The organism is Halobacteriovorax sp. GFR8, from assembly GCF_050955245.1.
Classification (GTDB): Bacteria; Bdellovibrionota; Bacteriovoracia; order Bacteriovoracales; family Bacteriovoracaceae; genus Halobacteriovorax_A.
Genome location: NZ_JBPBLR010000002.1, coordinates 1682376 through 1703707 on the forward strand (window position 1 = coordinate 1682376; position 21332 = coordinate 1703707).

Sequence of the window (21332 nt, forward strand, 5' to 3'; positions counted from 1 at the left end):
ATATATTGATTCAAGGGCATGGGAGGCCTAATTGAAATTTGCGGTACGTATAGTTAAAAATAAAAAAGAACTACTTCATACACTAGGGACTTTAGGGTGTATCAGTATCCTTGCAACTTCATGTGTGGTCGATCAAGCCTCTTCATCACGAGAAGGCTCAGGTGGTTCGGCCCTAAGCAATACTCAAGATACTGTATCAGCAAATTATGGACGTGTCTTAACAGCAAATCCCCTCGTTCTTAGCGATTACACTGCTGACGAGAATACAGACCTCTCAACTCTCATTACTCGCTCACCTGTTTATATTACAAGTAATGAGTATTTAACAAAATCTTGTTCACTGATTGGTGACTGTCTAGAAGTGACAGAAGATGCCGGTGTTTCAGCATTTCAAAATGAATCAAGAAAGTGGGCCTTCCCTGTTACAACAACAGAGTTTTTACAAATCAATGCTTTTTATCATACGGCAAAAGTTATCGATACATACCTAGGTGATGTTACAACATATGTCTTTGATCGCCTTAATCAGGTCTCATACGACACAGCTGTGCCAACAAATACAGATTTACACAAGGCCTATTGGAATGCTTCAAATAAGGCAAAGCTTGTCGTTCATGCAGATGCAAGTCTAAGAAAGAACGCTAGTTTTGATCCAAGTAACTTCCTAATCAAATTAGGTTATATTCCTGGCTATCAAAATATCAAGATGGCCCAAGATCCTTCTGTTATTTATCACGAATTTGGCCATGCAATTGTTGATCGCTTAATGAACCATAGAAATAGGGCCTTTAATGCAGCATTTTGTTTAAATACACAAAATCCGATTTGCCTTGAAGAGTCAGCTCTTGGTTATTTTGGCCATGATGAAGCCTACTCGATTAATGAAGGTATTGCCGATTACTTCTCTTACTTCACTAATGACAGAGAACATATGGGAGAATGGGGATTAGGAAAATTCGCAAATGCTTCACGCCCTATCTCAGAAAACGATTCAATGCATATCGCAGGGATCTCAACAGATGAAGACTCAAGACTGAGTTACCCAGAATACCTTGGTTACGATGTTTATAGTAAAGAAGCTCGTGTTGACGATATCCACGTTGATGGACAAATCATTAGTCACCTTCTTGTTGCTTTAACAAAAGAACTTAGTAATCGTTGTACAGGAAATATTGATGATGCCAAGAAGCTTGTCTTCTACGCACTTGTCGAGTCACTAGGCGAACTTGGTGACCTTTCAGCACAGGCAAAAGATGGACTAACAGGTCAGATCAACCTAGATCAAGACTATGCGAAAGAATGGCTTAAATCGGTAAACCCAATTAACTTCAGACGCTTTTCTCAATCACTGGCCAGAAATGTCTACAATATCACGAATAGCCAGTACAACCTTTGTACATACCAAAACTTTTCTAAGGACAACTTAGAGCAATTATTTGATTCATACGGATTACTACTTTTTAGAACTTATAATAATAACTTCAACTCTATTTCAACGACGAATATCACAGTTAATCCACTTAATCGTAAGAAAACAGAGCTTATTAATAAAAACCTTCTTGTAAAAGACACACGTTCTTCATACTCATCATTAAGTGTATTTGATATCCGCTCGTCAGTTTATCAAACAATTCAAAATCAAATGGATGTGGGAGAAGTAACAACAGTCGATGCCAGATATAACAACGGAAACGGTAAGGTTTCACCAGGAGAGATCGTAGGTCTATTTGTTAGTGTCTATAACAATTCAAGCTCTATCATGGCAGGAACAAGAGTGCTAGCATCAGACTGGGCCCACATGCAAGACGGTGTACCTTGTTCAAATTTAAGTGATGGATACCCTTCTATTTCACAAGGCGGTAAGACTTGTGATCCATTAACTGAGACAAATTATAATGACACAGGAAGAATCATGCCTGTATGTATGCTTACATATAATGACGGTACAAGCACAAAGCTTCTTAATCAACATGAGTTCTTAAAGAGAATGAAGTCCGATATTGGGCTCCTCGAAAAAGACTGTCTAGGTCAAGGTGAAGACCGCACTCAAGATGACTTAAATAATTGTTTCGTTAAGGCCATCCCAAGTACGAATGTTCAAAACATTCCATTCATGGCCCCTAAATCTAATTGGCAAGAAACAATGCAAGCTGAGCAAGGAGCTCCTCTATTTACAGACTCAAATATTATGTTCTTTGAGATCAATAAGAATATCCCTCTAGGAACAGAAGTATCATGTCGTCTACGTATGACATTTGCAAATTGTGAAGATTGTTACCACGATCTAACGAGTACCAATTATGATGACTTTAAAGACTTTGAATTTGCGGGTGAAGAACCATTTAGCATTTTAAATATTAACTTTACGATTGAACAATAAGTTCAATAAAAAGAAGGCATAGATGAAAAAGTTTTTACTATTTTGTAGTATCTCTTTAGCAGCACTTTTTATTATTTCTTCATACCAGAATGAAGGAAAATCAAATTCTAAAGAATACTCTTCCACAGGTAGTAACAACCAGAAGCGCTATAAAGCACGAAAGCACCATCATGGACACAAACAACACTCTCGAAAGATTGCCTCTGTTCCAACAGCAGATTTCCCTAAAGATGACTCTGCTCCAAATGACTCCTTAGCAGATGTCACAAAAGAGCTAACGAAAGAAGATATCGCTGTTATTAATAAGGTGAAAAAGAACCTACCAATTCTTACGAATAGTGAATTTGAAATTGTAAAAAGACTTAAGATTACAGATAAGAGTATTTATATCGTCAATCGAGACGTGAACGGTATGCCGCAATCATTTACGGCAATTATTGATAATAAAACGGGAAGAATTGAAAAGAGTTGGGGAAAGACTCGCTACGAGTCTCCCCTAAGCACCAGACATTACCCAGCAACTACTTACTAACTTGCTTGATCCACTCTGTTGTGTGACCGTTATTTCCAAGACGACGTGCCGTCTTCTCATAACCATGGCTTTCATTTAGTGAATATTGTCTGAAGTTATCAATTGAACAAAAGTGTACAATCTCTTTCACATCAAATTCTTTGGCAGCTTGTTCAAAGAAGTCCATAATTCGATGAGAAAAACCACTTCCACTATGTTGCATCTTAATTGATGTATTCTTGCAAAGAAGCTTATCACCTTCTTTCTTAACGAAAGCAGCAGCGATAATCTCGTCAGATAATTTTACTGAATAAAGTTGCCAACCATCTGACAACTCTTTCTTAATATCATCTAATGTCCATTTAAAATCTGGACTATCAGAGAATGCCTCAACGTTATAATCGTAAACGTCTTTTACTTTCTTTTGAGATGTAACTGACTCAAAACTTAGTTCGCCTAATTGAATGGCCTTTACCATGATTCCTTCCTAGTAAATAATATTGTAAAAAACTGAGATCTTTCTACAATTATAGCGTAGAGATATAAGCAGCAAGATCCTTAAAGTCTGAATCGTTCAGACCTTTAATAAATGGTAACATATCTGGGTTCTTTCTTTCACCAGTTTTAAATTGAACAAGTGATGAGTAAATATACCAGTCGTATTGTCCCGCAATACGAGGAGCGTTCATCGACTTCTTTCCTTCTCCATTATCACCGTGACATGAAATACAACGTGAGTATAGAGTCTTACCTTTGGCCGCGCTTTGAGCGTGAACAGTATTCATTGAAAAAATACCTAGTGTGATAAGTGCAAGGGCCGTTAACTTCATTCTAGTTCCTCTTTTATAAAATCTATTTTTTGTTAATTTTCTTTACCGTATAGCTATCTAATATTAACTGCTTATACATCACTGCGCAACTAATTTTATACGCTGAGATTGAAAGCTAAAGTTCATATACTTAGCAATACAATCATAGATCATCTCTTTTAAGCTATCGGCCTGTAGCTGACGCAGCCCACCAAATACTAGGCCATCATCAACGCAAACCTCATTTTCTTCGATGCTAAATAATTGAATTTGACCTAAGTTATAACTCTCCAGAGTCGCGTTCACATTTTCAATAAGTGAGACCATTTTCAAAAGACGCTCTTTTAGCGCCAAATTTTCCCAATTAAGAACTTCTATTTTATTATTCATCAGTGCATTTTCAAAAAATTCTTTTTGAATTTCTTGCAAGATCGTTTCAAACCACTTTTTTAAATCTAAAACTCCTGGCCAACTATGTTGGGCAGTACTATCTCTTAGGAAACTTTCCGCTTCTCTGAATGTCATAACAAATAAGGCACTAGGCCCAACTTTTTTTACAATCGTCAAGGCACTATAAATAAGGGCCTTCTTTCTTAGCGCATCTTCTTCATTTGCCATAAAGCTTTCATCAAAGAAGCTTGCTGAAATATATTGAGAATATTGTGCAGTATCGAGATCACGAAGAAGCTCTTGTGCTTTATTTGATATAGTCATCATCCACCTTTTATAGGAATCAAAATAACAGCTTTGAATACTTTTGACCATAAATTAAGAGATTATGCTATCATTTAGAAATGACACAAGATTCGCAAACAGTAAAAAAAAGATATCATCTAATCGACCTCACGAGAGGCATAGCAGTCATTTTAATGATTATCTTTCATTTCACATATGATCTTGATGTCTTTGGATTTGTGGATGTTGAATTCTTTAGGCCAGGGTTTTGGTACTACCTCCCGCGCCTTATAGTAACTCTTTTTATGTTCTCAGTAGGTGTATCAATATGCATGGCCCATCCTGGAAAGATTCACCCTCGTCCATATCTAATTCGCCAAGCAAAAATTGGTATTGCGGCCATTATCATTAGTGTCTCAACATATTTTATGTTTCCAAAAAATTGGATCTACTTTGGAACACTACATTGTATCTTCTTCACAACATTACTAATCACGCCCTTAAGAAAAAGACCATGGCCCAGCGCAATATTGGCCATTCTCATTCTAGTACTTGAAATGACCCCATACGCCATACCGTTTCCAGAGATGAGTCACGCATCGCTAGACTTTATCGCAGTCTTTCCATGGGCCGCTATTTCAATGCTAGGAATAACCTTCTTTCATCTTGGCTGGCATAAGATTGATTACCCACAGTGGCGTCTTATACGATTTACACAGTTCTTAGGGAAGCATTCATTTCTTATCTATGTTACTCATCAACTATTTCTCTACTCAATTGTTTATATTGCGTACAAGATCATAAAAGGTGCGCCACTTTTGTAAGGTTTTTGAAAACTTTTTGAAATCCATAGCCTCTCTTTACCAACTATGCTATTTAATTTAGCAAAGGAAAAAGGCTAAAAAGCAATGGTAAGTAACAAGTTCAATTACAAGTACTTTGAGCGTTCAATTGGCTCAATGAAATTCGCAGTTTTTATAATTTCACTATTCTCACTTGCAATGATTGTAGGAACATTCGTTGAAAGTTATTACGGAACAGACTTCGTAGGAAGGCTTATCTATAAGACTTGGTGGTTTATGGCCATTCAATTCTTTATGGGACTAAGTATTCTTTTTGCAGCACTTATAAGGCTCCCGTTAAAGAAAAGGCTCTACGGTTTCTACACAATTCACGCTGGCCTTATCATTATCGGGATTGGTTCATTTGTCACATATATTGCTGGAATAGATGGAACCATCCACCTGCAGCCAATGACTCCAACAAGACAGGTTGTACTTAACGAAGATGTTATTGAGATCACGCGTCCAGATGAAAATACTAGAGCAGTTCTACCTCTTCCTTATAGTGCATTTGATAGTAGTATTGACGTCACTTACAAAGAAATTGAAATTAAAGAATATATTCCATTTGCTGATAAAGTTATGCAGTGGCTCCCGGCCAAAGATAGTGTTAATGATTCAGATAATATGCACTCTTCAAGCTATATCATTTCAAATGATAACGTGGCCCAAGACTTCACTTTAAGCCTTCACCCTGAAGCATTTGATTTTCAAGCTTCTCTTAGCATGGGACTTTTAAGTATTACTTACCTACCTAAAACTCTTGCCCCATGTTTTTCAACACCTAGTGATAGTGGCCTAATCCTTTGGGATTCAAGAACTTCACAGTGTTACACAGCAGAAGAGAAAAATATTAAGGTTGAAGAGACGGCAACTAATAAACGATTCTTTGTTATTAAAGACGGTGAGAATGTATATTCATTTCTCCCTGACTTAAGCCCTTGGGCGCTTGACCAAAATCTAAAGCCTGCAATGAATGCACCAATCCGAGTATTCTCTAAGAATCTTTTCAAAGAAAAGCCAAACCTATTTCTATTTGGAGACTCAGCTTCTTTCTTTGATAAAGATGCTGACAAATGGATTAGCCAGAATTTTGATAACCAAGGTCTAATGTCACTTCCTTGGATGGGCTTCACTCTAAAATTAGTTCGCAACGAAAAAAACCTTGTCCCAACAATGGTACCAGAGTCAACTCTACCAATTCAACAAAACGGTGGACTCGTTAAAGGTATGACAAGAGCAGCTAAAATCCATGTAAGAGATAAAGAGTATTGGTTAACAGATGACAAGCCAGTTTCCGTACTAATTGATGGTGTAAAGACAAATGTCTACTTAACAAAAAGATCGTTTCTTCTACCATTTGAGTTCACACTTACTCGTTTCAAAATGGATAAAGATCCCGGAACGAATCGCCCAGCAAGTTATGAGAGTTTTGTAAATTTATTCACAGATGGTGCTACAACTCCATATCATGTCTATATGAATAACCCTCTTAAGTATGATGGCTTCACTTTTTATCAGGCTTCATACTCTCAAGATCCTGAAACAGGACAATATAGTTCAACCCTATCAGTAAACCTAGATCAAGGTCGCTGGATTAAATACCTAGGCTCACTCCTACTCGTCTTAGGTTCTCTATGGCACTACTACCTAAACTACCGCCCTAAGAGAAAGACTAAGGACCTATTAGGTCTTGAAGTAGCAGATAGTGACCAATTAGGAGACAAGAAATGATTAAGATTCTACTAAGTCTACTTATCGCAACAAGTACACTTGCTAACGTTAATTTTTGTAATGACGAATTAGGAAAACTGCCTATTCTTCAAGATGGGCGTATTAAACCGCTTACAGTACATGCAAAGGAAGTAATTCATCACCTGACAGGAAAGTACAAGGCCAAAGGTCACTCATCAGTAGGTACTTTTTGTCTTCTTAGCTCAAAGGCCTTTGGCCTAGAAGCACCTTTTAAACTAGAAACAAAGATTGAGCACAAGAATACAAAAGCTCTTCTTGGTGGAAAAAGCTCAATGGCACTTGATGACTTAATTGATGAAAACGTCACAATTAGAATGGCCTATCAGAAAGAAAAGGTTGAGTCAGGTTATAAGAAAGAACTAAATAAGCTTCTTAATAAGATTGCTCTTTATCAAGACATCATCAATGGAAGTAACTGGCAGCTACCAGTTAAAATGGGTAATGAAATTTCTTGGGAGCCAGTTACAAGCTTTTTAACAAAAGAGAAAGTCGATGCACTTGCACAAGTTTCTTCAACACCTTTTAAAGATGTATTTGCTAAGGCGAAGAAAGACTACATCGAAGTAAGTGGAGATAAGTACCTAACAGAATTCTTATTCGACAAGTTACAACTGACGAAGATTGCCTTTGCTTTAACTCTAATTGGACTAGCAGCACTGGTTCTTTTTAAGAAGTTTGGCGTCGCACTTGCTCTTTCAGCACTAACAATTATCGTACAAACAGTTTATATCACTTTAAGAGTCTATATTTCAGGACGTGCACCAATTACAAATATGTATGAAACTGTTATCTTCTCTGGATACGGTGCTCTTCTTCTTTCAATGATTATTGGACACTTTAAGAAGGAAAAGACATATCTCTACATGGGACTTGCATACAACCTATGTACTCTTATGATGATTACATTTGCGACAAATATGGTTTCACCATCAATTAGTCCTCTTGTTCCAGTACTAAGAGATAACTTCTGGCTAAGTACTCACGTAACGACAATCATTATGTCTTACGGTGCCCTGGCCCTAAGCTGGATTTTAGCAAATACAATTCTATTCAAAAGAGCGTTTACAGACTTCAAAGTAGAAGATGAGACATATTACAATGATCTAATCTACACAACTCTTAAATACGGTATCATCATGCTAGCAGCAGGAATTATCCTTGGTGGTGTTTGGGCCGATTATTCTTGGGGAAGATTCTGGGGTTGGGATCCGAAAGAGACGTGGTCACTAATTGTTCTATGTATCTATATGGCAATCCTTCACGGAAAGTATACAAATTGGATCACGAATAAGAGCTTTTCTGTACTAGTAGCAGGAGCCTTTATGAGTGTTATGATGGCATGGTTTGGGGTTAACTACATCCTTGCAACAGGACTTCACTCTTACGGTTTCTCTCAAGGTGGAGCATACTTCTTAGGAACATTCTTTGCGGTTCAAACAATCTTCCTAATCTTAACAGTTATAAAATCAAATCATAAAGCAGCATAAAAAAAAGGGCCTTCTAAGAGGCCCTTTTTATTACATAAATGGATTGATATATTGAGATCTAATTTCTCTAAGCATATAATCGTCATCATTCATTTCGAAGTATCCGATTAAGGCCCCTTCAGTAATCTGTTGTTGCTTGTAATAAGACTTAATGAAGCCATCAACATTATCCTTAATAATTGAAGGAAGTGGAACAAAGCTTAAACCTAAGCTTGCTAACGTCAGAACACTTCTAAGTCTCTTGACACGATTTGGACGGTCATAAGAGTATGCGATGGCAGGCGACTTATCAAAAGTGTGATTACCATCAAATAGGTTAACAATCACTCTCTCACCATCAAGAGTTACTTCTTGAAAACCGTAGTTGATTCGATCCCCAATTTCTGAATACTTTGACTTATAAGATCTAAAACGATTTGTTGCCGTTCTAAATTTTGAGTAGAAACTTGCTGTACCGTATCTTGGCCAGTTTAGCTTAGCACTATTCGATTCCCAAAATGCAATCCAATCAATTCTTGACTCATAAATTGAAGAATAGACAAGATCCACTTCTTCTTTTGTTAGGCCAAGATCCACAGGAGCTGCAAATTCAAGATAGTGTAAAAGTAGGTTTTGGTGATAGAAACGTCTTGTTCTAAATAACTTCTCAGTTTCTGTAATAACATAAAAAGCTGTATTTAAAGCAGGAACTGTCGATAAACGTTTACGAGCTTGATTTAATGCCCAATTTACGACTTTATAAGTAACATTTTTGCGGTAGAAAAATGTTGCATTATCTGGCTTTGCAATAATAGTTGGGTCGATATAATAGAAAGAATCCTTAATCTTTGAACCAAACTCTTCAATTAAGTTATTAAACTCTTTATCAGCAAAAATAGCGTTAAAATCAACACCTTCAAATGCACGCATTGAAGTCACCACTCTTTTAACATTCTTCTGTGTTTGAAAATCATTACCTAAAAAATTATGACCTGTTTCAAATAGTCCTTCTACCTCAGCTTCATAATTTCCGGTAAGTCCACTTTGTGACATCAAGGCCTGTTCATTTAAAATTGAGTTTTTAATATACTCAACATAGTCCTTGAACTTGAATTTTGTACGTATAGTACGATCTCTTACGGCAATAAGTTTTCCAGAATCATCTCTTTCAAAAGAAAATCTGTTATTAAATTTTTCATTTATTCGATCTGGGTTTGCAGCAAGAACATTGCTCGACACTAATAGCATCAATGCTAGCATTAGATTTCTCATTATCTTCCTCCATGAAAATATCCTTTCATTTTAATGGCAGTTGGAAAATAAATCACAAGATGTAAGAAAAGAAGAGAATGTTTAGCAGTTTAATTGAACAAATTACTCAGACTACTGACCTGACTTTTTCGTGATAGCAGCATCAAGATCATTTAAAAGATCCATATTCTCAGGGGCGGTATTCTTAAGCTTTTCTTCTTCAAGGGCCTGGGCCTGTGCTTCTGCCTCAGCAGCGGCTTCCTCTTCAGATAAAGCAGCAACTCTTTGCTCTTCTAAGAATCTTTCATTGGCCTCTTTCATTACCTGGGCCTCTTTTTCACGAATCTCTTTCTTATGCTGAGTATAGATATCATTCACATATTGGCGAAGGCGCATTTTCTCTTTTTCACCAATGGCATGAATTAGCCCTTGATACTTATAAGTATTGCCTTCTTTTTTATATATATTCCCTTCTTGAGGAATGATCTTTACTGCAAAATTAAAAGGATGAGTTAAGTAGTAATTCCCTAGTACAAGTTCTTCATCTAAAGAAAAGAAACAAGTCGATTCAGAAATTTCTACTAATTTAGCACCCCTAATAATTAAAGCATGACTTAGTGGTGACTTCTTACTAACAAAGTATTTTGGAGGGTTAAAGTAGCTTTTATTAAGTTTTGCATACTTAATAGGATCTTTCTTTCTTAAAGCAGCAATCTTCGTATTTAATTCTTGTTCTTCTTTCGTTAGGCGTTTTTCTTCTAATTGGTGCACCATTTGAGAAAGTACATTCATCCCTATCATTGTCGGATTCACAAGAGCGAATTGATAGTTAAACCTCTCCTGAAACTCTTTAGAAGTATATCTGTCACAATTGATAACAATAAAGTAAGGACTATTATCCCCTAGTTTTTTTATATTGCTTACTGCATTCTTTAAAATTTCATCTTGCTTTTGATGAAATTCTTCAACACTTTTTGCGATATTGGCCATCTGATCGACATCATGATTTTCTTTTGCCTCATCAAGCTCGCCTTCCTCACTAATAAACTCAGGGTAACAGTAAACAACAATGTCCGGATTTAGTCGTGATATATATGTGTAATCTTCATCAAAGTTTTCATTAATTCTAAAAACAAAGTCATAAGAATCAATAAGTTTTTCATTTGTTTTAAAATAATGCATTTGAGGATCAACCATAAAAAGCTTAGTGCGCTTTTGTGATCCATAAGAAGAATTATCATTAACCCAATGTTTTAGAGTCTTTCCAATTTTTAGCTTTCTATTTAACTCATCCTCATTTAAGTCTTCTACATTTAAACTAAAACTTCCATCCTCACGCTTAGCAGGATCAACAAAGAGATACTCTAGCTCTGACCACCCATTGGCCCCATAGTAGATATTATCAAGGCCGTGCTTGCGAGCAACAAAGTAATTTGTGTCCATTTGCTTCTTATCAAGGGCATGCTCTACTTCAACAATCCTACCTTCTTCAAGCTTATTATTACATTCAATATGCATTGAACTTAAACCATAGAAACCAACACGAGCAATTTCTTTAAGCTTAATTGCGGCCTCTAGTTTTGCAAGTGCAAACTCAGCAGAAACAGCATCTGCAGGAAAGCGTTGCTTATAAGGATGATAAACCACATCATGAATTTCAATCCCTTTAACAAAAACAAAATCAAAATGAACTGAAATCAACTTTTTTACATCCGCTACACTACTTACGATTGCAACGACTGGTGTATTTTTAAAGAAATGAATTCTTTTTAAAACCATTCCTAAGTTATGGCCATGAATTTCATCTTCTTTAATATCTATATAGATAATCGACGGAGCTAATTCGAAGAGATCAAAAATACATTCATTGATATTATTTGCATGATAAGAAATCTGATGAAAACTTTTTTCTTCAGTTGGATATGTTTTGATATACACTTTTTGTAGGTCATCCCAATAACCGAGGTCCTTACCGAGATAAGCAATCTTCTTTGACACAATTTGTCTCCATTCAATTGATCTTATCTACATAATATCATGATTTAAAAAAGGAATACACAACATATTGGTTTTACAGGGCTTTTAAGTTTGACACAAAAACTAAACATCAAAGTCATCATAATATTGACCATGATACTCGTCATTTTCCTTGGTAAAGAATCTTCTGACAAAATATTGGCCAACTCTAATTGTAGAAATGAATCCAAAGTTTTCAAGTTTAAGAATTGCTTGGTGGATTTCTTCGAGTGAAATTTGAAGCTTTTCAACTATTTCAGACATCGACATTAGTTGAGAGATACCATGTTCACGATATGGATTTGCTTTCGTCCATACACGACGATAAAGATACATCAAGATAACTATTTCAACTCTTGTTAAGCGATAATTAACAAGAATCTCATCAAAAAATATATCAGGTATATCTGAGAACGTAGGAGTAGGATAAGAGTTCGCATCGATCTTACTTGAATCAACTTCTCTCTTTTTATGAGTTGCAATTATTGAATGTATGTCAACCATAATTCCTCCAAGAAGGATTTTCCTTCTTACATTATGGCATGAAATTTGGGTAGAAATCTAGTGCGTTATTTATTTAGGAGATTTTTGCCTAGCTCTTTTTCGGCCAAGGCCTTAATCGCCTTATTCCTAGAGACCTTAGAACGATGTTCAGCTAATTCATTTCTTATCTTTGTGAACAAGTCATAGTTCTTCAGTCGACTATCGTCCTCGAGACGACTAATCGAATTGATTAATTCAATTCGTAATTCGATACAATCTTTTTCAATAAGAGCATTCCTAGCATTTATAAAATTTAGAATCTTCTTATATTGGTTTTTTTTAATAGCAAAAAAAGAATAAAGTTCTTCACTAAAGCCAGCATTATTATAAAGAACAACTTCTTCAATTGAATTCATATCACTAATGAGATAATTTTCATCAAGTAGCACTATTTCACTTAAGGCCTGTGGTAGCTTGATATGATGGCGCTTTACAAGAGAGACAAATGTTTCTACAAATAGCTGACAGTCCTTACACTTTGAAGATTCATACTTTAGGTAATGAAGAGAAATTTTTCGCAGATCAAACTTATTAAAATTTTGATCTTCATTTATTTCAAAGCCTGTATTGATACTAAAGCGAATTGTTCTAAGAAGTCTTACGGGATCGTTAAAGAAGTCCTTATTGATATAATTAATTTTTTTATTTTCTATATCTTTTAGGCCCCCAAAAGGATCAATGATATCAATTTCGATCCTATCATCAACTACACTGAACTGTGCACCGATAGCATTAATTCTTATATCTCTTCGCTTGAATGACTGCTCGTAAGATAAGAAGCTTGAAAACTTAGGTGTAAAATTCTTATGGCCTATATCATCATTAAATTCTTCTAAACGTGCAGAAGAAAACTCAATTTCGGCTTCCCCAAGATTGATACGGAAGACTCCCATCCCAATATACTTGGCCTCAGGGAAATTCTCTGTTAGATAATTAATCCATTCTTCACCTTCGTATTTTTGAAGATGTCTGATTTCAAAATCAAAGTCTGTCGATTTTTTTCTTAGATACCAATCTCTAACATTACCTCCAACGAGGCATAGTCTAAAACCTTTCTCCCAACTCTTTCTAATAAAAAGTTGAATTGAGTTAGGAATATTTGAAAGGTCATATTTCTTCATGATGTGATTTAAAGAAATGGATTGGCCTCTTTAGTAAGCATTTCAATGGTCTTTCTAATTCGAACTAGCTCTGTCGATTCCTTGTGGTAGACAATGTAGAAACGGTCATTAGAAACTTCAAACGCCTTTCCTAGAGTTTCGATTTCATCGCTATAGTACCAACGCTTTAGTACATGATTTGGAACAACTGCAATACCAAGCCCGCTCTTTACGGCCTGTAGCATATTTCCATGAGAGTTAATTGAGTAACGAACATTTACCTTCTTAGGCTTCTTACCATACTTTGCCACACACCAATTGTAGTAAAGACGATCACCTTGCTCGAAAAGTACCGTAGGCATCTTAGTTAATTCATCTAGAGATGTTTGTTCTGTAATATTAAAAGGGTTACCCTTTGGATAAACGAGAGTTACCGCCTCTTCACTTAGAAGAAGTTTTTCACCGGCCTTAGGTAGTGCACCTTCAGGGAGTACAAGAAAGTCGATCTTATTTTCTTCAAAACTCTTAATTAGATCTTCTTGAAAGCCTAGAGAAATATGAATTGAAAGGTCTTTTTCATTCTCAGCAAAAGTTAAGAGTTCATTAGCAAGCCAAGACTTCCCAACACCAGTAAGAGTACCGATGCGTATCTTCCCCTTCATCTCATCCTTATTATCTTTGATTTGGACAAGAGTCTCATCCATATCGTTTAGAAAATTTGTAGCAAGCTCATAAAGCTTTTCACCTTCTTGAGTTAGAACAACCTTCTTGCCAGTCCTCTTAAAGGCCTTAACACCTATTTTTGTCTCTAAGTTCTTAACTGATTGCGAGATGGCAGATTGAGTTACATTTAAGTCCTCAGCTGCACGAGAGAAGCTTTCTGCACGGGCCACGGCCACGAGTGTTTGTAATTGGCTTGTTTCTAACATAATTTTAACCTTATCTTAAGTATAAGTTATACCTTATACCAAAAATGAACATTTGTAAATAACAACTCTGTCAAATAATTGTAAATTAGAAGAAAAACGTTACTCCAAAGGAATGGTTTGTAATAACTGGAGTAAGCAGGTTCATGAAAGATATTTGAAAGTCTTTATCTTTGTAAAGACTAAAGTTTACTTCTGCACCAATGATTGGAACAAAGTAGAAGTCACCAATATTTGCAAAGTACGCTCCTTCACTAAAATCAAAACCATTTTCATCAAAATGATAGAAGCCTGCTGTACCATTAATCTCAACATACTTATTGCGATAAAAGTTATAACTTTGGGTTACACCCCAAATGGGCTCACAGTACGAATTCTCCCCTACAAGTAGTCCAGTGGACCAGTCATAAGCATAGTTGAATCGTACTGAGTGCAATTCATTGTAAATGACTCCGCTTCCCTCTGATAACTCATTACAAAGAGGCCTAGCATTTGGACCTGTAGGCTTTTGTATATGTGGCGTAATCCCTCCATAAATATATGTAAGGTTTATTGCCTGTGCATTTGCGGCCATCAAGAATAGAGCGATTATAAGTTTCTTCACATGAATAGATGAAGCAATGATAGTGCCAATTTTTTTAAGGGTATTCAAAGACTTAGGCCGTCTAAAAAGTGAACAGATTTAACAGATCAGTTTAAAGTTTGGTCACTTTTAGTCGGCCACGATAGAAAGGTTTATTTTTTAGATATTTCAATTATCGCAGTAGCAAGTGTTCTCTTATGCCTTCTCGTGTCTTCTAGAGTTAACCGAAGAGTTTCTCCACGCTCAACCATTTCAAGTTGTGCTGGATTTAGCGCGTAAGTGCCAAAGACAGAATCTTTTGTAAAACGCTCCCTACCAAGCTCTAGACGAATAACACGATTTCCATATCCTTTATCAATTTCAATATTATTTAAGTCACGCCCCTCTAAAGTGATCTCATCACCAGTTACGAGCTCTTCACTTACATCACCATGTTCAGTAATAAAGTCAGGCAGTATATAAACGATACTTTCATTTCCAATGTGTTCAGGGCTATAGGCATCTATGGCAACTCGTACATAGAAGTCGTCAGGAATTGATCCATCGACCCCCGAAATATCAATCACACGCACACTTAATGATTCATCATCTTTAACACCAAAGTTGCTAACACCCAGAGAAACCTTAGAATGAGCATGACTCCCCTCTATAACGAGAGCTCTCTTAGCATTATCATCATATTGATTGACCGCCTTTATATCCCTAATTTGTCCACTTAGTGCAAATGAGTTTAATGAAGTGATTAGTAAAAGAGTCGATGCGAGCTTCATAAGATTCCTTTGTTAGTTTTTTTTTTACAATAGCAAATCAAGATAATTTCTTTTGTGATTTTGAAAATAAGTTAGTGCTGTATTAAATATGAACACTAAAGGAATTTCTACATCAAATGAAAAACTCTATACTATCCATTGTATATTTATCAGATGATCAAACTTCAAAAATTATTCGTCACAACACTTACACTACTTTCAACATCTATCTATGCAAATGACTGTCAAGAAATTCGTCTTGATCAGGGAGACAATGCCCCTTTTAAGAATTTGCCAATTCATGACCAAATGTATGGAAAGAAGAAAGATTCACAAATGTGTTACGCTTTTGCAGGTTCGCAATTTATCGATGCCGTTATACAAAATGACTTAAAAGCAAGAGGACATATTACATCAGCGATTACAACAGCACTTCAAACAAAGCTATCTCCGACAAGAGCAAATGGCAGCAGTGTAAATCTACTCTCTAATATCTCTAGAGGCGCTGGCCGCTCAGGACTTGGAGTAGGCCAAATTAATATTCTCTTTAAACAATTAAAACAGGGCTACAGCTGTGATCAGAACTTTTTGACATCAATAGGTATTAAAGATCCAAATACATTCTGGGAACCATTCGTCTATGAATTTTATGCAAATAAATCAATTGAAGAAAAAGTCGAAACAGTGAAGAACGAATTAAAACTTCGTGGAGTTACTGAAGAGTTTTTTAATATAGTCGACGATAAAACGATAGGAGAAGCTGTTTCCAAAAAAGGCTTCTACTTAAGAGAACAAGTTATTTTTGAGAAAGTATGCGAAAACAATAAAGTTGAACTTAACCTTCCAGAGCTTGAATATCTTGATTACTCTCCTAGTGATATTGGTTATAGTGAAACCGATGAAGAGTTTAAGCAACGTTTTCAAGTTGCTGAAGTAAACCCACAAATTATCCAAAATATTAGTTCAAGCCTTGAGTCAGGAAACCAGCTACCAGTGATCGTCGATATCTGTGCCGAAGTCTTAACAGAAAAAGAAAAGAGTTTTAAGCGCTCACTACCTGCGATGAATGGAAGCTGTAGTAATCATTCTGTGCTTGTTATTGGCCAAAGAAAGGCCAAGGACAACTCATGTCAATACCTTGTTAGAAATAGCTGGGGCGATTATAGAAACTATGATCCGGCCTGGGAAGTTGATGAGAAGGGACAAATTTGGGTAGATGCAAAGACTCTTTCAAGTAGTGTCTTAAAAGTCATTCATGCAAAATAAAAGGATAACTTTTATTTAATAATAATTTACAACGTCGTCCATCAGTTTCTATGCAAGAATTGAAACATGGAAAAAAGAGTCATAACTCCATGGAAGACTAATTACGTTGGAAATACGTCAACTGATCAAAGTGTTACAATTAATGTATTTAGTTTCAATAAAGAGAAACTCAATGAACGACACTTCTTTGATATTAAAGAGTTACTATTTGATAAGTTGAATAAAACTCAAATACATTGGATAGAGATTGATGGTATTCACGATACGGCAATTGCAAAATCTATTGCGAAAAGCGTAGGTATCCATGGCCTCACACTCGAAGACATACTCAACGCTAAACAACGTCCAAAAATAGAAGTACACGACGACTACATATATGTGAGTCTAAAAACAATTGAATTCAACGCGAGTAAAGAAACTTTTTCTAAAGAACAAATTAGTATCATTTTGAAAGATGGCCTTGTGATCTTATTTAGTGAATCACCTAATGATATATTCGAGAGAATCAAAGTACAGTTAACTAATAAAGAAAGCTTAATTCGAAACAATGAAGCGGACCTACTATTCTATTGCTTAATTGATATAATCATTGATAGTTACTTTATAATTATCGAAAAGCTAGATGATGAAATTTCAAATATCGAAAATGGATTAAGTCAGGAAAATATAAATATCGTTGATGATGTATATTGGCTAAAAAAGGAACTACTCTATCTAAAAAAAGCAATATACCCGATTAGTGATATTTTAAAAAATCTTATTGCAACTAATAATCATCTGTTAAGCAAGGATGTTCTTTTTTATTTTCAGGATACACGCGATCACTGTACACAAATTAATGAAGCAGTAGGCTTAAATCTAGAGCTCGTATCTAGCTTCTATGATCACTACTTAAGTAACATTAATAAAAAAACAAATGAAGTCATGATCTTCCTTACGATCTTCTCAACAATCTTCATCCCCCTAACCTTCATCACTGGTATCTATGGTATGAATTTCAAAAATATGCCAGAGCTGGAGTATAAGTACGCCTATCATCTTACCCTCCTCGTACTAGCGACTACTGGTATCGGGATATACAAATATTTTAAACGAAAGAAGTGGTTTGGAGATTAAAGGTTTTTTTTTGAATTTCAAACGGTGGGCGCTAGACTAGCGTCCCTTCCGTTGCGATAACCTTCCCATTGCTCCTGAAAAAAGAACGACCGGTATAAACCGGCCGTCTTTATTGTAAATCTGAATTTCAAGCTCTGGGAGCAGATTAAAAATTCAATATGCCTTTGGGCATATTAATTTTTAATCTTCATTAGCAAGTTTTTCTTTACGTTCTTTCATAACTGTCTCTTGGATATTTGAAGGACAGTCTACGTATCTTGCGAATTCCATCGTGTATGATGCTTTACCTTGAGACATAGATCTTAGGTCATTTGAGTAACCAAACATTTCTGAAAGTGGTACTTCAGCATTGATGATAACTTCTCCACCTGGATCAGTTTCTGAACCTTGGATCATCCCTCTTCTTGAAGAAAGGTCACCAATTACAGAACCTTGGAATTCATCTGGAGTTGTAACTTCAACTTTCATAACTGGTTCCATAAGAACTGGTTGTGCTTTGTTGATAGCTTGTCTCATCGCTTGTCTTGCAGCAATACGGAATGCCATATCAGAAGAGTCAACGTCGTGTGACTTACCGTCTCTTAAGAATACTTCACAGTTAATAACTGGGAATGCAGCAAGAGGACCTTTATCCATAACATCTTGGAAACCTTTTTCACAGGCACCGATGAATTCGTTAGGAATCGATCCACCTTTAATTTCGTTATTGAATTTAAATACTTGATCTTCTTTATCCTTGTCTTCTTCAGCAAGTGGCTTAAGTAGACCAACAACTTGACCAAATTGACCAGAACCACCTGTTTGCTTCTTGTGAGTGTAATCAAAAGTAGCTTCAGTTCTGATTGTTTCACGGTAGTTAACCTGAGGAGCACCAACTTGTACTTCTGCACCGAACTCACGCTTTAGTCTTTCTACGTAAATTTCAAGGTGTAGCTCACCCATACCAGCGATACGTGTCTCACCTGACTCTTCATCAGTGTATACGTGGAATGTCGGGTCTTCTTTAATGAATTTTGCAAGACCTTTAGACATCTTCGCTTGCTCGTTCTTATCCTTACAAGAAATCGAAAGCTCGATAACTGGGATTGGAACGTGGATACCTTCAAGAGAAAGGTTTAAGTTATCGTCGTTACCTACGAATGTATCCCCTGATGCACAGTCGATACCTACGATAGCAATGATATCACCAGCGTGAGCTGAATCGATATTTTCTCTATCGTTAGAGTTCATACGAACCATACGTCCGATACGTACTTTCTTACCAGTTCTTGTATTATAAACAGTATCACCTTTATTTAGTGTACCTCTATAAATTCTTGTATAAGTCAGCTGACCAAATTGCTCATCAGTGATCTTGAATGCCATAGCAAGTAGATCTTCTGCTGGATCTGGATTAATTGTAACAGTCTCATCTGTATCTGAATCAACAGCAGTTGGTAGTGCACAAGTAAGTGGTGAAGGAAGGTATCTTGCAACAGCTTCAAGAAGTGCCTGAACACCTTTATTCTTGAATGCAGACCCCATGAAAACTGGAGTAAGTTGAAGAGATTGAACACCTTTCTTAATACACATGTGAAGTTGTTCTTCAGTTGGCTCATTACCTTCTAGGTATGCTTCCATTACTTCATCATCGTATTCAGCTACAGCGTCAACCATTTCAGATCTTAGTTCTTCCATTTGCTCAACAAGTTCAGCTGGACATTCTTCGATTCTTACGTTTTCACCGTTATCACCATCAAAGTACATTGCTTGCTTAGTTACTAAGTCAACAACACCTGTGAACTGATCTTCTGCACCAATAGGGATTTGCATAAGAACAGCATTGTGGTTTAGTTTTTCTTTAAGTGCGTCACGTCCATTAAATGGGTTTGCTCCCATACGGTCCATCTTGTTTAAGAAAGCCATTCTTGGAACGTTATATCTTTTCATCTGTCTATCAACAGTGATTGACTGAGACTGAACACCAGATACTGAACAAAGAACTAGGATTGCACCATCTAGTACACGTAGTGATCTTTCAACCTCAACAGTGAAGTCAACGTGACCCGGAGTATCGATTAGGTTAATACGAGTGTCTTTTTCAACACCGTCAGCAAAAGTTGTCCCTTTACCGCTAATACCTTTCCAGTGTGCTGTCGTAGCAGCAGATGTAATTGTAATCCCTTTTTCCTTCTCTAGTTCCATGTGGTCCATAGTTGCACCAGCACCACCACCACGAACATCTTCGATCTTGTGGATCATGTCACAATAAAAAAGGATACGCTCTGAAAGAGTAGTCTTACCAGAGTCGATGTGCGCCGAAATACCGATGTTTCTCGTTTTCGCCATCAGCTTGTTGTTAATCATTCTTAACTCCGTTTTGAGGTTGTTAATATTTAATTGAGTCCAAATAAAAATGGATGACCAAATTTATATAGTATCGTTCATAAGTTATAATAATCAGTGTTGCATATTAGTGAAAAATGCCATTCAAGTCAACGAGTTATAAGGCTTTTTTGAGCTTAAAATAAAGAATATTTAAGTATTTATTTTTGACAAACGTGTTGACAAAAAATGACCTAATTCTTAAAAAATCTTTCGCACAAATTAAAAGGAATAAACTGAATGTCTTCTCAACTTAGTAAACAAGACCTTTATGAGTCTGTTAAAACCCTTGTCGAAAGCGACGCGTCACGAATCCACCTTGGACAACATAAATTATACACACTCTTCAGTGTGGCCTTCCAATATATGTTATTTAAGTCAACAAAAGAGGCCGGTGCTTATATTATTCGTGTTCAAGACGCAAAGCTTGCCCAAAAACTTGCACGTAAGTCAAAAGATGAGTCAACGCGTAAGTTCCTTACACAACTGCAAATTCCAAGAAAAATTAAGTATGGAAAATCAACTTTCTATTTAGATTTTTTTAATATTGCCAGCTGGAATATCACTAGAGATATAAACCCTGCCAACATCAAGGGTTCTCTTATCGTACGTGATACAAGTGAAGAGTCTCCAGTTAAGCAAATTATGGCACTACAAGCTGAAGCTGCTATGAATGAAGCAATTCTGGAAGGACAAGAAGACGCTCAAATTGATATTCCAGAACTGCCAGAAGATTTCTACTTCACTCACCTTGTTGAGGCCGCGCCTAAGAATATCCTTATTGCGTTTGATGAGGTTATGGAAGAAGGTCTATTAAACGAGTATAACTTCGAAGCAATCAACTTCCCTTTCATCAAGAAAGAGATCCAGAAAACAATCTCTGGTGTCACAATATCGAAAGATCTTGATTGGGATAATATCGACGACTGATTAAATTGAGATATTATATGGGCCGGATAATTCCGGCCTTTTTACTGATA

Annotated in this window: 19 protein-coding genes; 8 read left to right on the forward strand and 11 right to left on the reverse strand. The window is 36.3% G+C overall.

Annotation, left to right across the window (positions count from 1 at the left end):
* Positions 1-31: 31 nt before the first annotated feature.
* Both ACRXC1_RS08470 and ACRXC1_RS08475 read left to right on the forward strand, forming a co-directional pair.
* Positions 32-2380 carry a hypothetical protein gene (locus ACRXC1_RS08470; protein ID WP_433658038.1) on the forward strand — a complete coding sequence of 783 codons (2349 nt, stop codon included), beginning with the start codon at positions 32-34 and terminating at the stop codon, positions 2378-2380.
* A 22-nt stretch (positions 2381-2402) separates the two neighbouring features.
* Positions 2403-2912 carry a hypothetical protein gene (locus tag ACRXC1_RS08475; protein WP_433658040.1) on the forward strand — a complete coding sequence of 170 codons (510 nt, stop codon included), beginning with the start codon at positions 2403-2405 and terminating at the stop codon, positions 2910-2912.
* On the opposite strand, the gene ACRXC1_RS08480 is transcribed toward ACRXC1_RS08475, so the two are convergent.
* The 3 genes from ACRXC1_RS08480 to ACRXC1_RS08490 form a co-directional block, all read right to left on the reverse strand.
* Entirely contained in the window at positions 2902-3369 is a 468-nt protein-coding gene (locus ACRXC1_RS08480; protein WP_433658042.1) for a hypothetical protein, read from the reverse strand. The genes ACRXC1_RS08475 and ACRXC1_RS08480 overlap by 11 nt on opposite strands.
* A gap of 49 nt (positions 3370-3418) precedes the next feature.
* Positions 3419-3721 carry a c-type cytochrome gene (locus ACRXC1_RS08485; RefSeq protein ID WP_392911762.1) on the reverse strand — a complete coding sequence of 101 codons (303 nt, stop codon included), beginning with the start codon at positions 3719-3721 and terminating at the stop codon, positions 3419-3421.
* A gap of 78 nt (positions 3722-3799) precedes the next feature.
* The gene (locus ACRXC1_RS08490) at positions 3800-4417 is read right to left on the reverse strand and encodes a hypothetical protein (protein WP_433658044.1); all 618 of its coding nucleotides are present in this window, start codon (positions 4415-4417) and stop codon (positions 3800-3802) included.
* Between the two features lie 77 nt (positions 4418-4494).
* Between ACRXC1_RS08490 and ACRXC1_RS08495 the strand changes: the two genes are divergently transcribed.
* From ACRXC1_RS08495 to ACRXC1_RS08505, 3 genes are all read left to right on the forward strand, one after another.
* Complete coding sequence (locus tag ACRXC1_RS08495) at positions 4495-5199, forward strand: heparan-alpha-glucosaminide N-acetyltransferase (RefSeq protein ID WP_433658046.1); 705 nt, start codon at positions 4495-4497, stop codon at positions 5197-5199.
* 84 nt (positions 5200-5283) lie between these two features.
* Complete coding sequence (locus ACRXC1_RS08500; protein ID WP_433658049.1) at positions 5284-6951, forward strand: cytochrome c biogenesis protein ResB; 1668 nt, start codon at positions 5284-5286, stop codon at positions 6949-6951.
* Positions 6948-8459 carry a cytochrome c biogenesis protein gene (locus tag ACRXC1_RS08505; RefSeq protein ID WP_433658051.1) on the forward strand — a complete coding sequence of 504 codons (1512 nt, stop codon included), beginning with the start codon at positions 6948-6950 and terminating at the stop codon, positions 8457-8459. Before ACRXC1_RS08500 ends, ACRXC1_RS08505 begins: the two co-directional genes overlap by 4 nt.
* A 30-nt stretch (positions 8460-8489) precedes the next feature.
* Here ACRXC1_RS08505 and ACRXC1_RS08510 read toward each other — a convergent pair whose 3' ends face one another.
* The 7 genes from ACRXC1_RS08510 to ACRXC1_RS08540 form a co-directional block, all read right to left on the reverse strand.
* Entirely contained in the window at positions 8490-9710 is a 1221-nt protein-coding gene (locus tag ACRXC1_RS08510) for a hypothetical protein (protein ID WP_433658053.1), read from the reverse strand.
* A gap of 111 nt (positions 9711-9821) precedes the next feature.
* Positions 9822-11687, reverse strand: coding sequence for a hypothetical protein (locus tag ACRXC1_RS08515; RefSeq protein ID WP_433658055.1), 1866 nt, complete (start codon positions 11685-11687; stop codon positions 9822-9824).
* A 102-nt stretch (positions 11688-11789) separates the two neighbouring features.
* Positions 11790-12209: a hypothetical protein gene (locus ACRXC1_RS08520; RefSeq protein WP_392911777.1), complete on the reverse strand. Its 420-nt coding sequence runs from the start codon at positions 12207-12209 to the stop codon at positions 11790-11792.
* 65 nt (positions 12210-12274) lie between these two features.
* Positions 12275-13369, reverse strand: a complete 1095-nt coding sequence (locus ACRXC1_RS08525) for a hypothetical protein (protein WP_433658057.1) — start codon at positions 13367-13369, stop codon at positions 12275-12277.
* A gap of 8 nt (positions 13370-13377) precedes the next feature.
* Entirely contained in the window at positions 13378-14277 is a 900-nt protein-coding gene (locus ACRXC1_RS08530; RefSeq protein ID WP_392860459.1) for a LysR family transcriptional regulator, read from the reverse strand.
* Between the two features lie 85 nt (positions 14278-14362).
* The gene (locus tag ACRXC1_RS08535) at positions 14363-14878 is read right to left on the reverse strand and encodes a hypothetical protein (protein WP_392911780.1); all 516 of its coding nucleotides are present in this window, start codon (positions 14876-14878) and stop codon (positions 14363-14365) included.
* 131 nt (positions 14879-15009) lie between these two features.
* Positions 15010-15627 (reverse strand): hypothetical protein, encoded by a 618-nt coding sequence (locus ACRXC1_RS08540; protein ID WP_433658060.1) that lies wholly within the window; start codon positions 15625-15627, stop codon positions 15010-15012.
* Between the two features lie 153 nt (positions 15628-15780).
* Between ACRXC1_RS08540 and ACRXC1_RS08545 the strand changes: the two genes are divergently transcribed.
* Both ACRXC1_RS08545 and corA read left to right on the forward strand, forming a co-directional pair.
* On the forward strand, positions 15781-16872 hold the full coding sequence (locus ACRXC1_RS08545) for a hypothetical protein (protein WP_433658062.1): 1092 nt from the start codon (positions 15781-15783) through the stop codon (positions 16870-16872).
* Between the two features lie 66 nt (positions 16873-16938).
* Positions 16939-17988: a magnesium/cobalt transporter CorA gene (gene corA, locus ACRXC1_RS08550; protein ID WP_433658064.1), complete on the forward strand. Its 1050-nt coding sequence runs from the start codon at positions 16939-16941 to the stop codon at positions 17986-17988.
* A gap of 180 nt (positions 17989-18168) precedes the next feature.
* Here corA and fusA read toward each other — a convergent pair whose 3' ends face one another.
* On the reverse strand, positions 18169-20334 hold the full coding sequence (fusA, locus tag ACRXC1_RS08555; RefSeq protein WP_433658066.1) for an elongation factor G: 2166 nt from the start codon (positions 20332-20334) through the stop codon (positions 18169-18171).
* Positions 20335-20592: 258 nt separating this feature from the next.
* On the opposite strand from fusA, the gene ACRXC1_RS08560 reads away from it, so the two are divergent.
* Positions 20593-21282: a hypothetical protein gene (locus ACRXC1_RS08560; RefSeq protein WP_392911788.1), complete on the forward strand. Its 690-nt coding sequence runs from the start codon at positions 20593-20595 to the stop codon at positions 21280-21282.
* The last annotated feature ends 50 nt before the right edge of the window (positions 21283-21332 follow it).